Annotated in this window: 12 protein-coding genes; 8 read left to right on the top strand and 4 right to left on the bottom strand. The window is 69.2% G+C overall.

Translation table 11 applies throughout. The features are described from left to right. Positions 1-92: 92 nt before the first annotated feature. Complete coding sequence (locus ABC270_RS01555; protein WP_412879173.1) at positions 93-4,466, bottom strand: DUF6049 family protein; 4,374 nt, start codon at positions 4,464-4,466, stop codon at positions 93-95. Positions 4,467-4,590: 124 nt separating this feature from the next. Between ABC270_RS01555 and ABC270_RS01550 the strand changes: the two genes are divergently transcribed. From ABC270_RS01550 to dnaB, 6 genes are all read left to right on the top strand, one after another. Beyond that, a complete protein-coding gene (locus ABC270_RS01550) occupies positions 4,591-6,024 on the top strand; it encodes a CCA tRNA nucleotidyltransferase (RefSeq protein WP_412879172.1) in 1,434 nt (477 codons plus the stop codon). A gap of 201 nt (positions 6,025-6,225) precedes the next feature. Continuing rightward, positions 6,226-6,597 (top strand): 30S ribosomal protein S6, encoded by a 372-nt coding sequence (gene rpsF, locus ABC270_RS01545; RefSeq protein WP_058724526.1) that lies wholly within the window; start codon positions 6,226-6,228, stop codon positions 6,595-6,597. Positions 6,598-6,600: 3 nt separating this feature from the next. Beyond that, the gene (locus tag ABC270_RS01540) at positions 6,601-7,161 is read left to right on the top strand and encodes a single-stranded DNA-binding protein (protein ID WP_412879171.1); all 561 of its coding nucleotides are present in this window, start codon (positions 6,601-6,603) and stop codon (positions 7,159-7,161) included. Between the two features lie 47 nt (positions 7,162-7,208). Next, positions 7,209-7,466, top strand: coding sequence for a 30S ribosomal protein S18 (rpsR, locus tag ABC270_RS01535; RefSeq protein WP_017887834.1), 258 nt, complete (start codon positions 7,209-7,211; stop codon positions 7,464-7,466). 14 nt (positions 7,467-7,480) lie between these two features. Next, positions 7,481-7,933, top strand: coding sequence for a 50S ribosomal protein L9 (rplI, locus tag ABC270_RS01530; protein ID WP_290133388.1), 453 nt, complete (start codon positions 7,481-7,483; stop codon positions 7,931-7,933). 539 nt (positions 7,934-8,472) lie between these two features. Then, positions 8,473-9,786 carry a replicative DNA helicase gene (gene dnaB / locus ABC270_RS01525; protein ID WP_152998015.1) on the top strand — a complete coding sequence of 438 codons (1,314 nt, stop codon included), beginning with the start codon at positions 8,473-8,475 and terminating at the stop codon, positions 9,784-9,786. A 289-nt stretch (positions 9,787-10,075) separates the two neighbouring features. On the opposite strand, the gene ABC270_RS01520 is transcribed toward dnaB, so the two are convergent. After that, a complete protein-coding gene (locus ABC270_RS01520; RefSeq protein ID WP_412879170.1) occupies positions 10,076-10,636 on the bottom strand; it encodes an RBBP9/YdeN family alpha/beta hydrolase in 561 nt (186 codons plus the stop codon). 57 nt (positions 10,637-10,693) lie between these two features. On the opposite strand from ABC270_RS01520, the gene ABC270_RS01515 reads away from it, so the two are divergent. After that, complete coding sequence (locus ABC270_RS01515; RefSeq protein ID WP_412879169.1) at positions 10,694-11,215, top strand: Lrp/AsnC family transcriptional regulator; 522 nt, start codon at positions 10,694-10,696, stop codon at positions 11,213-11,215. Between the two features lie 39 nt (positions 11,216-11,254). Here the strand turns inward: ABC270_RS01515 and ABC270_RS01510 are convergent, their stop codons facing one another. Beyond that, the gene (locus ABC270_RS01510) at positions 11,255-11,905 is read right to left on the bottom strand and encodes a hypothetical protein (RefSeq protein ID WP_412879168.1); all 651 of its coding nucleotides are present in this window, start codon (positions 11,903-11,905) and stop codon (positions 11,255-11,257) included. Between the two features lie 98 nt (positions 11,906-12,003). Beyond that, positions 12,004-12,987: an aldo/keto reductase gene (locus ABC270_RS01505; RefSeq protein WP_412879167.1), complete on the bottom strand. Its 984-nt coding sequence runs from the start codon at positions 12,985-12,987 to the stop codon at positions 12,004-12,006. Between the two features lie 2 nt (positions 12,988-12,989). Between ABC270_RS01505 and ABC270_RS01500 the strand changes: the two genes are divergently transcribed. After that, positions 12,990-13,484, top strand: coding sequence for a MerR family transcriptional regulator (locus ABC270_RS01500; protein ID WP_412879166.1), 495 nt, complete (start codon positions 12,990-12,992; stop codon positions 13,482-13,484). Positions 13,485-13,525: the final 41 nt, after the last annotated feature.

The following is a 13,525-nucleotide window of genomic DNA, read 5'->3' as shown; positions in this document are numbered from 1 at the left end:
TCAACACATGCTACCGGCGCGACATTCCACGGCACCCGTGCAGCGCGGCCAGCGGCCGACGGGCCGCGGTCGACGGGTCAGCGCCCGACCGGTCAGCGGCCGAGGCGAGCACGCACGATGTCGACCGCCCCGCGGATCTCCTGGTTCCGCGCGAGCGCCAGCACACCGAAGTAGACCAGCGCCATCACGACGCCGGTCAGGACGATCGTCAGGACCGCACCGGTCGCGTCGGACATCGCGAAGCCGCCGGCGCTGAACGCACCGAAGAACCAGACGACCACCAGGCCGACCGCTCCCGCCACGAGCGCGGCGACGACGAACTGCAGGTGCGACCGGGTCACGTTCGCGCCCTCCATGCCCTTGAGCCGCCGGGACACGAGGACGAGTGCGAGGACGGTCTGGGCCGAGCCGGCGAGCGTCGTGCACGCCGCGATCGAGAACCCGATGGCCTCGCCGGGGAGCAGCGACACCGCCAGGGCACCGATCACGAAGAGCACCGACTGGACGCACTGCATCAGGAACGGCGTGCGGTGGTCGTGCAGCGCCCAGAACACCCGCTGGATCACGAACAGCATGCTGAACAGGACGAGCCCGGGCATGTAGGCGAGGAGCACGGCACCGATCGACAGGGCACCGTCGAACGTGCTCGCGAAGATCCGGCCGAACGGCACCGACACCACCATGAGCGCCACGGAGGCGAACACGGTGAAGAGCCCGACGATCCGCAGGCTGAGGGACAGGTTCCGACGGACGGCGTCGAGGTCGCCGCGCTCGGCGTCGTGGCTCATCCGCGTGAAGTACGCGGTCGCGATCGACACGGTGATGATCGAGTGCGGAAGCATGAACAGCAGCCAGGCGTTCTGCAGCACCGCGTTGCCCGCGGCCCCGGTCCCGAGGGACGAGACCCGCGACTGGACGAGGCCGGCGAGCTGCGTGACGAGGATCATCGCGAAGAGCCACCCGGCAGCGGTCCCCGTCGCCTTGAGGCCGACTCCCCGCCACCGGAAGTCCGGGCGGTAGGTCAGACCGGCACGACGCCAGAAGAACGGCAGGAAGGCGGCCTGCGCGACGACGCCGAACGAGGCGCTGCCCGCGAGCACCGCGATCTTCGCCGGCGTCCAGTCGTCGAGGCCGGCGTTCACCGAGCGGTCCCCGAAGAGCGCCATGAAGACGATGAGGCCGCCGACCGCGATCACGTTGTTGATGAGGGGCGCCCATGTGAAGGGTCCGAACACCTGCTTGGCGTTGAGGACCTCGCCGAGGAGCGAGTACATCGCGTAGAAGAGGATCTGCGGCAGGCACCAGAACGCGAACGCCACGGCGAGGTCCGTCTGAGCGGCACTGAAGCCCTTCGATCCGTCGCCGCCCTGGATGCTGTAGACGCGGACGAGGAGCGGCGCCAGGGCGGTGGCGATGATCGTGATGACCACGAACACCGATCCGCCGAGCGTCACGATCTTGTTGACGTACGCGGTGCCGCCGTCGATGTGCTGCTGCATCGACCGGACGATCTGCGGGATGAGCACGGCGGAGAGGAGGCCGCCGGCGATGAGCGCGTAGATGTTGTTCGGCAGCTGGTTCGACACCGCGAAGGCGTCGGCCGCGACCGATCCCTGCTGACCGATCGCGTAGGCCAGGATGATCGTCTTCGCGAACCCCAGGACGCGCGACACCATCGTCCCGGCTGCGAGCATCGCGCTCGCTCGTCCGAGGCTCCGCTCGGCGACCGGTTCGGCGTCGACGACGGGCTGCGGCTGGGTGGTGCTGATGAGGGGCTCCTGGGGTGCGGGCTGGTCGGTGGTCCGGTCGTTCGGCAGGCTCGCGTCGTCCTCCCACGGATCGTCGCCCTCCCGGGCGCCGGCCTGGAGGCGGGTCTCGCCTCCGTCACGGCGGCTCACGTCACGGGGATCCACGTCGCCACGGTGCGGCGCCGTCCCGGTCGGGACGGCGCTCGAGGTGACGGCCGAGGCAGCGGCCGACGCAGCGGCCGACGGGCCGGCCTGGCTGACGCCGCCCGCGGCGGACGCCGACGGGCCGGCCTGGCCGACGCTGCTCCCCCGCGCTCCGTCGGGGGGCCCTGCGACGGTGGCAGCCCGTGTGCCGGCGGCGGCGTGGCGGACGGGCACCGCGCCTCCCGGCTGACCCGACCTGCCCGGCTGGACTGCCGGAACGGCCTGACCTGGCTGACGCGCCCCACCCGACGGACCGGGCTGGCCCGGCTGCTCGGCGAGCGGGCGGTTCGGGTCGTCGTCCTCGTCGTCCGCTTCACCGCGGCGACGACGTGCACGCTTGCGGATGCTCCGGAAGATGCCGAAGCCGAAGATCGCCACGAGCGCGATGCCGGCGGCCGCCGTGATGACGGTCTCCCACTGCGCCTGCACGTTCAGCTCGACCGTGGCCGGCTGCGCGATGGTCTGTCCGGTGGGGGTCGTCAGCACGAGGGTGAGCGACACCTTGCCGTTCGCCACCGACTGCACCGGGACCGTGGTGCGCGTCGAGGAGTCGCTCTGGACCTTCACCTCGATGTCGTTGCGGACGACGCGGAGCGCCGAGTTCGACGGCTGCACGGAGAGCCGCACGGTCACCGGGTACTTCGACTCGTTCCGGATCGAGATCGGCAGGGACGACCGGTCCCCCAGCAGCGTGAGGCTGCTCGAGTCCGTGATCGTCACCGAGTCGGTCGTCCTCGCCCAACTCGCCACACGGTTCGTGATCGCCGCGTCGAGGGCGTCGTCGTCCGTCCGCCACGAGTTTGAGGCGAGGGCCAGGAGCTGGAGACGAGCCGGCGCGGTGACGTCCTCCGGGGTGTCGAGTGCCGTCGAGAAGTCGGTGAGCGAGTCAGACGCGCGGACCAGCTGCTCGAGGCGGTCGATGCGGGCGTCTCCGTCCGACGCCTTGGTCAACGTCAGCGAACCGGGGGTCGCCGCTGCCGTCGACGACAGGTCGGTCGGGGCGGCCCAGGGGGTGCTCTCGAGCGCGTCGAGGGCCTGCGACAGCCGCGTGGAGTCCGACGGCCAGTCCCGCCCGAGGGTGAGGAGGACCGGGGACGTCGCGGTGCCGGCGCGGGCCGCGCTGGCGAGCGTCGCGGTGAGTTCGGACATCGCCGTGTCCCAGGTGCGCTGGTCGGACGCGGTGGCCGCCTGGCGCAGGAGCGACGACATCGCCTGGTCGGCGACGAGCACCTTGTCGGAGCCGATGCGCTCGGACGCGGGGATGGTGGTGTCCGCCCCGGCGGAGGTGTTCCCGCTCGCGACGATCGTCGTCGTGGTGCCGGCTGCCCGGAGTGCCGGGAGGTCACCCTGGGAGACCGTGCCCTCGACCGGCCACGCGACGTCGTCCATCGAGTAGTCGAAGTCGAGCAGCGACGAGGTCGTGGGGAGGACCTCGGTGCTGTCCGGGTCGGTGCCGTCGGCTGCTCCGGTGGGCCCGTCCGTCGGGGTGTCGGTCGCGGTGTCGCCCGGCGTCGCGGTGGCGGGCGCGTCCGTCGGGGTGGTCGTCGAGGGGGTCGGGGACGGGGTGGAGGCACCGGGGAAGTTCTGCGGGTCGATGCCCGGGTCGAGCGAGATCGGCGCGAGGATCCCGTCCGCACCTGCCTGCCGGAGCCCCGTGACGTCGGCGTCGGCCCAGGGGAGCGCGAAGGTCTCGTTGCGGATGCCCTCGAGGTCCTGCAACCAGGCGATGGCGCTCGACGGCGCGTTCTGGCCCAGGACCCGGATCGACGCGATGATGCGCGGGTCGATGCCGACCGCGACGTTGTGGCCCTCGGCAGCGCGGAGTTGCTGCGTCAGGGTCCCGTCGACGGCGGTCGCGGCGGCGAGTTCGTCGGCGCCGACGAACATGGTCGACGAGTGCGGCAGGGTGATCGGCATCGCGACCGAGACCCCGACCGGGGTGACGCCCACCGACGTCTCGGCCGAGGCTGGGTCCCAGGTGATGGCGGAGCGGGCGATGGCAGTGGTCTCGCCCGCGCTGTAGACCGCTGCGATCCGTCGCGGACCGAACGACCCGTAGCCTCCGAGACCGACGTTGCCGGGGACGATCTTGACCGAGCGCAGGGTGACCGCTCGGTGCGCCGGGACGGCCGGGACGTCCACGGTGTCCATCGGAGCCCCGGGGTAACCGTTCATGCTGGTGTCGTCGAGCCAGTCGGAGAGCTGGTCGCGCGAGCTCACCACGCGGGAGATGTCGAGCTCGGCCGTCCCTGCCGGGAGCTGCTGGTCGGTGTCGTTCGTCACGGTGACCGAGAGCGTCAGGTCCTCGTCGCGGTGCACGATCCCGCGGTTCGCCGGGGCCACCGTGACGGTGGTCCCGCCCTCGGCACCGGAGGCGGGATCGGCCGCCGAGGTCGACACCCCCGACGCGGTCGTCAGGGCGCTCGCGGACGGGGCGGCGACGGGCGCCACGACGAGGCCGAGCGCGACGAGGGTCGACGCTGCTGCGGCGAACATGGTGCGGAAGGGCTGCATAGAGGAGTGTCCGGGGGATCGACCAGGACCGTGCACGAGTGTATGAGGCCCCACCATGAACACCGCCCGTGCGCGCGCACGCTGTGGAGAACTCGTCGGCACGATCTGGGAGGATTGGTCCGTCATGCAGTCCGTTGCCCAGGCCGTCGAGCGACTCGACGCACTCGCCGAAACCCTCCCCGTGGCCACCCTCGCGCGGGCGTTCGCCGACGCCGGACACGAGCTCGCCCTCGTCGGCGGACCGGTCCGCGACGCGTTCCTCGGACGTCCGGTCACGGACCTCGACTTCACCACGGACGCCACCCCGGACGACGTGCTCCGCATCGTCGAGCCGATCGCGAGCGCCACGTGGGACGTCGGCCGCCAGTTCGGCACCATCGCCGCACGGGTGCACGACGAACAGGTCGAGATCACGACGTACCGCAGCGACGTCTACGACGGCGAGACCCGCAAACCCGAGGTCGCGTTCGGCGAGACCATCGAGGACGACCTGCTCCGCCGTGACTTCACGGTGAACGCGATGGCGCTCCGCCTCCCCCAGCGCGAGCTCGTGGACGTGCACGGCGGCGTCGAGGACCTCCTCGCCGGGCGCCTCCGCACCCCGCAGCAGGCGACGGTGTCGTTCCGCGACGACCCCCTGCGGATGATGCGGGCGGCGCGCTTCACCTCGCAGCTCGGGTTCACCGTGTCGGACGACGTCCGCGACGCGATGGCCGAGCTCGCCGACTCGATCGAGATCGTCTCCGCGGAGCGCGTGCGCGAGGAACTCGTCAAGCTGCTGAACACCGCCGACCCGGTGCCCGGTCTCCGGCTGCTCGTGGACACCGGGCTCGCCGAGCGCTTCCTGCCCGAGCTGCCCGCGATGAAGCTCGAGATCGACGAGCACCACCACCACAAGGACGTGTACGAGCACTCGCTCACGGTGCTGACCCAGGCCATCGGGTACGAGGCCGAGCGCCACCCCGGCGAGGCCCCGGACACCGTGCTCCGGCTCGCGGCACTCCTGCACGACATCGGCAAGCCCGCGACCCGGAAGCTGGAGCCCGGCGGTGCGGTGAGCTTCCACCACCACGACCTCGTCGGGTCGAAGCTGGCGAAGAAGCGGCTCCGTGCCCTGCGGTTCGACAACGACACGATCGCCTCCGTGGCCCGGCTCATCGAGCTGCACCTGCGCTTCTTCGGCTACACCGACGGCGCCTGGACCGACTCGGCCGTCCGTCGCTACGTCCGCGACGCCGGTCCGGAGCTGGAGCGGCTCCACGAGCTCACCCGCTCGGACGTGACCACGCGGAACCGTCGCAAGGCGGACCGCCTCGGCTTCGCGTACGACGACCTCGAGGACCGCATCGCGGCCCTGGCGGAACAAGAGGAACTCGACTCGATCCGTCCCGACCTCACCGGTGACGACATCATGCGGATCCTCGACATCGCCCCCGGCCGCGCGGTCGGCGAGGCGTACCGCTTCCTGCTCGAGACCCGGATGGACGAGGGGCCGCTCGGTGCCGACGAGGCCGAGGCGCGCCTGCGCGCCTGGTGGGCGGCACGCGACGCCGACTGAGCGTCCGCACCACGGGGAGCGCCCCGCGCCCAGGGTGACTGCCTGGAGGCCCGGGGTGTCTTCCACAGGTGGTGGCGCGCCTCCAGGCGGTCGGGTAGGCTACCCGGGTTGTCCTCTGCGCGTTCGCGCACGACACATGCATCAACCCTCCTGCTCCGGGAACCGCCCGGAGCCGCCGAGACCAAAGGAGGTGGGTTCCGCATGCACCAGTACGAACTGATGGCGATCCTCGACCCCGAGATCGACGAGCGCACCGTCGCTCCCAGCCTGGACAAGTTCCTGGCCGTGATCCGCAACGACGGTGGGACCGTCGACAACGTGGACGTCTGGGGCCGTCGTCGTCTCGCCTACGAGATCGCGAAGAAGTCCGAGGGCATCTACGCCGTCGTCGACTTCACGTCCTCCCCCGAGGCCGCCAAGGAGCTCGACCGTCAGCTCGGTCTCTCCGAGGCCGTCCTCCGCACGAAGGTCCTCCGCGCCGAGGAGGCGATCGCTCAGGTCGCCGCCCAGAAGCAGCGCGACGAGGCCCGCGCGGCCCGCAAGGCCGCGAACGCGACCGCGAGCGCCGAGTAAGTCATGGCCGGCGAAACCGTCATCACGGTGGTGGGCAACCTCACCGCGGACCCCGAGCTGCGCTACACGCAGAACGGGCTCGCGGTGGCGAACTTCACCATCGCCTCCACCCCTCGCACGTTCGACCGTCAGGCGAACGAGTGGAAGGACGGCGACGCGCTGTTCCTCCGTGCGAGCGTGTGGCGCGAGTTCGCCGAGCACGTGGCGGGCTCGCTGACGAAGGGCTCGCGCGTCATCGCGCAGGGTCGTCTGCGTCAGCGCTCGTACCAGGACCGTGAGGGCCAGCAGCGCACGAGCATCGAGCTCGAGGTCGACGAGATCGGCCCCTCGCTCCGCTACGCGACCGCGCAGGTCACCCGTGCTTCGGGTGGCAACGGCGGCGGTCGTGGCCAGGTCGGCGGCGGCAACGCTGGCGGCAACGGCGGCGGCAACTGGAACAACGGTGGCGGGCAGTCGGACGCGCCCTGGTCCCCCCAGGGCGGCCAGCAGGGCGGCGGCAACGCACAGTCGAACGACGTGTGGTCGACGCCCGGCGGCTCGTACGACGACGAGACCCCGTTCTGATCCCTCCGGTCCACCGGACACAACTTCTTCATCTCTAAGGAAAAACAATGGCTGGAAAGAGCACCGGCGACCGCCGGAAGCCTCGCGGCAAGGGTGGCAAGAACGCCGCTCCCGCGAAGTCGATCAAGGTCGGCGTCATCGACTACAAGGACGTCGCGACCCTTCGCAAGTTCATCTCCGAGCGTGGCAAGATCCGCGCCCGTCGCATCACCGGCGTCTCCGTCCAGGAGCAGCGCCTCATCGCCCGTGCCGTGAAGAACGCCCGTGAGATGGCGCTCCTCCCCTACGCCGGCTCCGGCCGCTGATCGGAGGATCTCCCATGTCGAAGCTCATCCTCACCCACGAGGTCTCCGGCCTCGGTTCCGCCGGTGACGTCGTCGACGTCAAGAACGGCTACGCCCGCAACTACCTCATCCCCCAGGGCTTCGCTGTCGCGTGGTCCAAGGGCGGCGAGAAGCAGGTCGAGTCGATCCGCGCCGCGCGCACCGCTCGCGAGCTCGCCACCATCGAAGAGGCCCAGGACCTCAAGATGAAGCTCGAGAACGCCACCATCCAGCTGTCGGTCAAGGCCGGCAAGGACGGCCGCCTGTTCGGCTCGGTCCGCCCGGCGGACGTCGCCGCTGCGGTCGAGGCGCAGGGCGTCGGCTCGCTCGACAAGCGCAAGGTCGAGGTCCCCGCGACCATCAAGACCGTCGGTGACCACGAGGCCACCGTGCGTCTGCGCGAGGACATCACCGCGGTGATCTCCCTCAAGGTCGTCGCCGCCAAGTAAGGCCGCGAACACCGCTCACGACGGGCGGGTCTCCTCCGGGAGGCCCGCCCGTCGTCGTCCCCTCGGCCGGCTGTTCACGCCTGGCTGGTTACCGTTCAGGCGGCTGCCGTGAACCTGGGAGGGGCGTGAGAACGTTGTCCTCAGGTTCCGGTTTGTCAACTGGTTTTACACACCCGAAACGACCGATTCGCCAACCTTCAATGGGGACTTGAACCCCACTTCTCCACACACGGTGTGGAAGAGAAAACCCCAGGTCGCGCGGTCGAAACTGTGTTCGAGGGTGGTGTTGTCCACATCTCTCTCCACAGTTCTCCACACGGCACCCCGGCGTGTTCCGCAGCCTCTCCACAAAGTTATCCACAGGGTCCGTTTGTGGGGATAACTCTGTCCCCGTACGGTGGCCCAGCGACTCGCTGATGTCGGTCGCTCGGGGTAGACCTTCAGTGCGAGCAGGGGCTCGTGCCGTTCCAACGACAGGAGTCCGTGTGTCGATCGCGCATCTCGATCCGTCCCCCCGCGACGTCGCAGACCGTGGTGGCATGGAGCGGACGCCGCCGCACGACCTCCTCGCCGAGCAGTCGACCATCGGCGGCATGCTGCTGTCCAAGGACGCCGTCGCCGACGTCATCGAGACCGCGCGCGGGGTGGACTTCTACATCCCCAAGCACGAGGTCATCTTCGACGCGATCCTCTCGCTGTACTCCCACGGCGAGCCGACCGACGTCATCGCGGTCACCGACGAGCTGACGAAGACCGGTCTGCTCTCCCGTGCCGGCGGGGCCGAGTACCTGCACAGCGTGACGAGCATGGTGCCGACCGCGGCCAACGCGGGCTACTACGCCGCGATCGTCGCCGAGAAGGCCGTGCTCCGGCGTCTCGTCGACGCCGGCACCCGCATCGTGCAGATGGGCTACGCCTCCGAGGGAGAGGTCACCGACCTCGTCAACAGTGCCCAGGCCGAGGTCTACAACGTCGCCGGCGGGGTCCAGACCGAGGACTACGTCCCGCTCACCGACGCGATCGGTGCCGCCATCGACGAGATCGAGGCCGCGAAGGGTCGCGACGGGCAGATGACCGGCGTGCCGACCGGGTTCAGCGGCCTCGACGGCCTGACGAACGGCTTCCACCCCGGTCAGCTCATCATCGTCGCCGCACGACCCGCACTCGGCAAGTCGACCCTCGCGCTCGACCTGTGCCGAGCGGCCGCACTCAAGCACAACCAGACCGCCGCGTTCTTCTCGCTCGAGATGGGGCGCGCCGAGATCGCCATGCGTCTGCTCTCCGCCGAGTCCAGCGTGCCGCTGCAGAACATGCGCAAGGGCACCGTCGACTCCCGCGACTGGACGACCATCGCGCAGACCCGCGGGCGGATCAACGACGCCCCGTTCTTCATCGACGACTCCCCCAACATGACGCTCGTCGAGATCCGGGCGAAGTGCCGCCGTCTGAAGCAGCAGCACAACCTCAAGCTGGTCGTCATCGACTACCTGCAGCTGATGACCTCGGGCAAGCGCGTCGAGTCCCGTCAGCAAGAGGTCTCCGAGTTCTCTCGTGCCCTCAAGCTCATGGCGAAGGAGCTCGGTGTGCCGGTCATCGCGCTGTCGCAGCTGAACCGTGGGCCCGAGCAGCGCGCCGACAAGAAGCCGATGATCTCCGACCTGCGTGAGTCCGGGTCGATCGAGCAGGACGCCGACATGGTCATCCTGCTGCACCGTGAGTCGGCGTACGAGAAGGACAACCCGCGGCAGGGTGAGGCCGACCTCATCGTGGCGAAGCACCGCAACGGGCCGACGGACACGATCACGGTGGCGTTCCACGGGATGTTCTCGCGGTTCGTCGACATGCCGCAGTAGTGCTCCTGTTGTCGTCCGCCAGCTAACTTGTCCTACTGCCACGTAACGTGTCCTGCAATACGGAGTTGGACAGGTTGTTTGGCAGCGCGGACAGCCACGTCGCCTAGTGCCCGGCTCAGCCCTCGTGCGCCGGGAGGCGTCCGTATAGCGTGCGTGAACTGAGATAGTCCGCGGACCACCTATGTGAGACAGGCTTCTCTCCAGAGCAGGGCCGTAAGAGTCCGAAGCCCCCGCAAGTACCGCGATGCTCACTGGCGGACCCACTATCGGGACGGTGCTCTCTCGGCTTTCAGGCCGCGAGCACGCGGTCTTCAATTCGCTCGAGAGCTTCCCGGCCTATCGGCCACCCTCCGAGCTTGCTGGCTGAGTTGATGTGCCCGGCCCGCTCGACCTGAACGAGATCACTTCCCCAAGCAGCCGCCAGCTGCTCGGCGACCCGAAGTTCGCAGTACGGGTCATTTGTGCTCGCCACCACCATGCTGGGGACAGGCAACCTTCTCGCCTGCAGCGTGACGAACGTCGAAGCGTCCTCGGACGGGAACACATCACCCGTCGGGTCTGGCGGTGCCACGAGGAACGCGGCGATCGGGACTCGAACTGGTGTGCGCAGCAGCCACTCAGCCACCGCCCAACACCCGAGACTGTGCCCGACCAACGCGATCCCGTCGACCCGTGGGGAGAGGAGATGCACGGCCCGGTCCACTGCAGCGACCCAGTCATCGAGATCAGGCTGCGACCACGACCCCGGGTCGATGCGGACCGCGTCCGCGCCCCACTGCTGCTGCCACAGCGTCTGCCAGTGCGTCCCGTCGGATCCGCCGATCCCGGGAACGATCACGCGTCCGATCACCTGACACCCCTGCTTCCGTTCTCCTGCCGCCAGTCGGAGGAGCTCACCCGAGCCAGCATGATGGAAGGCATCGCACGGACGGTCCGCCTGCGAGTGATCACGAAGCGGAAGGCACTGCACACGATGGAACCGCTCGACCAAACCGACCGGAAGATCCTCGCCCTCCTGCAAACCGACGGCCGCCTCAGCGGCGCGGAGGTGGGACGACGGGTCGGCCTGTCGCAGCCCGCGGCCAGCGCTCGGATCCTCCGCCTCGAGCGGCAGGGCATCATCACCGGCTACCGCGCCACCGTCGACCCGGCCGCCGTCGGCCTCAACATCCACGCAGTCGTCCGCCTTCGGACGACCCACGCGCACCTCGGCGCAGCGCTGCAACTCGCAGCGCGCACCGACGAGGTCACCTCCACCCGTCGCGTGACCGGCGAGGACTGCCTCATCCTCGACGTCCATTGCGGCGACGCCGGTCGGCTCGAACAGGTGGTCGACTCACTCGCCCGATTCGGACCCGTCAGCACCGCGCTCGTGCTGCGCGACTACCCCGACAAGCCCCTCATGCAGTATCGACCCACAGGAGCTTGAAGCGTCCCAATGACGATCGGCTTACGGACAGTGACGATTTCAGTCGAATTGGTCGGGGTGGTACGGCGCTGACGCGCCGGCGTAGAAGATGACCTGGGCGTGCGGCCCGACATCGCTCTGCAAGCGCCCGGCAGTTTGAAGTCCAAGGACGCGGGTCTCAGCGTCGCCGAACGGCGTCCCGACTCGTTCGGTGAGGGAACGCCAGTGAACGAGTGCTTTGGCTGTTCCCTCACGGGCGCCCGCAGCACGAGCCGATCTGACGTCGCGCTTCCCGTCATGCAAAAACTCGACCTCTGTCCCTGGTCGTCTGCTCGGCAGTACCACGGCCGTCCCCGACTCGGTCAACATGTCGATGCCTTCGCCTGCGCCGCACCAGACGTGCGTGTCGTCACCGAGCTCGAGCTGAACGCGGCTCGCGAGGGTGAATGCCTCGACCCTGTGGGCGGCCAACACCTCAGGGGACACCGAAGGCGACGGGACAGGGCGGGACTCGTCACGGTCGTCAAAGACGGCGTCCCACGCCTGCTCGAAGACGTCGTTCCACGCCTGCAGGTCGCGCCGGAGGGACGTGCTCAGTCCGAGGCTCGTGGCTTCCGCGGCGCCGGAGTGTTCACTCGACCGCGATCCGCGGTACCACAGCGGGGAATCGTCGACCATGTACTCGGCCATCACGAGGATGATCACGCTCACCACCAGGACAGCGTACGACGGCGTCCGGCAGAGGATCGGCTATCGGACACGAAAACGCCCCGCTGCACTGACTGGTGCTGCGGGGCGTTTGGGGCGGCTCAGCCCCGGTCGCGCGCCATCCCGGCTTCAGTGTTGCGGGTACCGACCGCGACACCGTGCGGGGAAGCCGCCTCGATGCGTTCGAGGTCCCGTGTGGTGAGGACGATGTCGGCTGCGGCGACGTTCTCCTCCACTCGCGACGGCTTGGTCGTTCCGGGGATCGGGACGGTGCCGGCTTGGATCAGCCAGGCGAGGGCGAGTTGCGCGGTGGTGACGTTCTTCTCGTTGGCGATGACTTCGAGTGCTTCGACGACGCGCAGGTTCGCGTCGATCGCTTCGTCGGAGAAGCGGGGGAGGTTTCGTCGTGCGTCACCCTCGGGGAGGTCGTCCTTCCGAGTGATGGTGCCGGAGAGGAACCCGCGACCAAGCGGGGAGAACGGCACGAAGCCGATACCGAGCTCCGATGCGGTGTCGAGGACGCCGTTGTGCTCGGCGTCCCGCTCGAAGAGGCTGTACTCGGACTGGATCGCGGTGATCGGGAACGTCGCGTGCGCCCGGCGCAGGGTGTCGGCTGAGGTCTCGGAGACGCCGATGTAGCGGGCCTTGCCGGCGGTGACGGCTTCGGCCATCGCGCCGACGGTGTCCTCGATGGGCACGTTCGGGTCTGCCCGGTGCAGGTACCAGAGGTCGACGAGGTCGGTGCCGAGATGACTGAGGGACCGGTCGATTGCGCGACGTGCGTGTTCCGGGGACCCGTCAAGACCGATGGGCTTACCGTCGTCAGTGAAGTCGGTGGCGAACTTCGACGCGACAACCACCCGGTCCCGGTCGGTGCCGAGGACGCGGCCGAGGAGCTTCTCGTTCTCGAACGGCCCGTACGCCTCAGCGGTGTCAAACAGGGTGATTCCGAGGTCGAGAGCATGCCGGATGGTGTCGACGGAGCCGGCTTCGGTCGCGCCGCCGTAGAAGGCGCTCACGCCCATGCATCCGAGGCCGAGCGCGGACGTGACGAGGCCCTGGGAGCCGAGAGGGATCTGCTGCATGCGTGTTCTCCGTTCGTCGCCGGGATGACCCGGACGATGACGACCCTCCGCCCTGGTGTGCGCACCATGTCAAGTGGGAGACTCAGCTCATGCTGCTTCCCGAGGTCCACGTCGATGAGCCGGTCACGATCAGCGCCGCGGCGGAGCTGCTCGGCATCACCGTCGACACGATCCGCTACTACGAGAAGGAAGGCATCGCGCCCGTTCCGGAGCGTGGGCCGGATGGGTGGCGGCGGTACGACACGGCGGCGCTGAGCTGGCTCGCCGGAACCGTGATGCTCCGCGGGACTGGAATGAGCGTGCAGGAGATGCGCGAGTACGCGGCCGCGTACCGGGCCGGCGCCGACGACGCTGCACGGCTGACGCTCCTCGAGCAGCATCACGCGGCCGTCCTCATCCGGCAAGCCGAGGTGCAGCGGCATCTCCTGGCGCTGGAACGAAAGATCGCCGCGTACCGCGAAGCTATCGCCGCAACTGGGGCACAAACGGCAGCTTGACGTTTGTCCGTTTCCCCATCGTCTCGTGCGACGATGTGACT

The sequence above is a fragment of the Curtobacterium phoenicis genome, from assembly GCF_047238015.1.
Taxonomy (GTDB): Bacteria; Actinomycetota; Actinomycetes; order Actinomycetales; family Microbacteriaceae; genus Curtobacterium.
Note: the sequence above shows the minus strand (reverse complement) of the source record. Positions and strands in the feature narration are given on the sequence as shown.

Excerpts from the sequence above, each read along its gene's own strand:
- ABC270_RS01555 (WP_412879173.1), bottom strand. The coding sequence starts at position 4,466 with ATGCAGCCCTTCCGCACCATGTTCGCCGCAGCAGCGTCGACCCTCGTC.
- ABC270_RS01550 (WP_412879172.1), top strand. The coding sequence starts at position 4,591 with ATGCAGTCCGTTGCCCAGGCCGTCGAGCGACTCGACGCACTCGCCGAA.
- rpsF (WP_058724526.1), top strand. The coding sequence starts at position 6,226 with ATGCACCAGTACGAACTGATGGCGATCCTCGACCCCGAGATCGACGAG.
- ABC270_RS01540 (WP_412879171.1), top strand. The coding sequence starts at position 6,601 with ATGGCCGGCGAAACCGTCATCACGGTGGTGGGCAACCTCACCGCGGAC.
- rpsR (WP_017887834.1), top strand. The coding sequence starts at position 7,209 with ATGGCTGGAAAGAGCACCGGCGACCGCCGGAAGCCTCGCGGCAAGGGT.
- rplI (WP_290133388.1), top strand. The coding sequence starts at position 7,481 with ATGTCGAAGCTCATCCTCACCCACGAGGTCTCCGGCCTCGGTTCCGCC.
- dnaB (WP_152998015.1), top strand. The coding sequence starts at position 8,473 with ATGGAGCGGACGCCGCCGCACGACCTCCTCGCCGAGCAGTCGACCATC.
- ABC270_RS01515 (WP_412879169.1), top strand. The coding sequence starts at position 10,694 with ATGATGGAAGGCATCGCACGGACGGTCCGCCTGCGAGTGATCACGAAG.
- ABC270_RS01505 (WP_412879167.1), bottom strand. The coding sequence starts at position 12,987 with ATGCAGCAGATCCCTCTCGGCTCCCAGGGCCTCGTCACGTCCGCGCTC.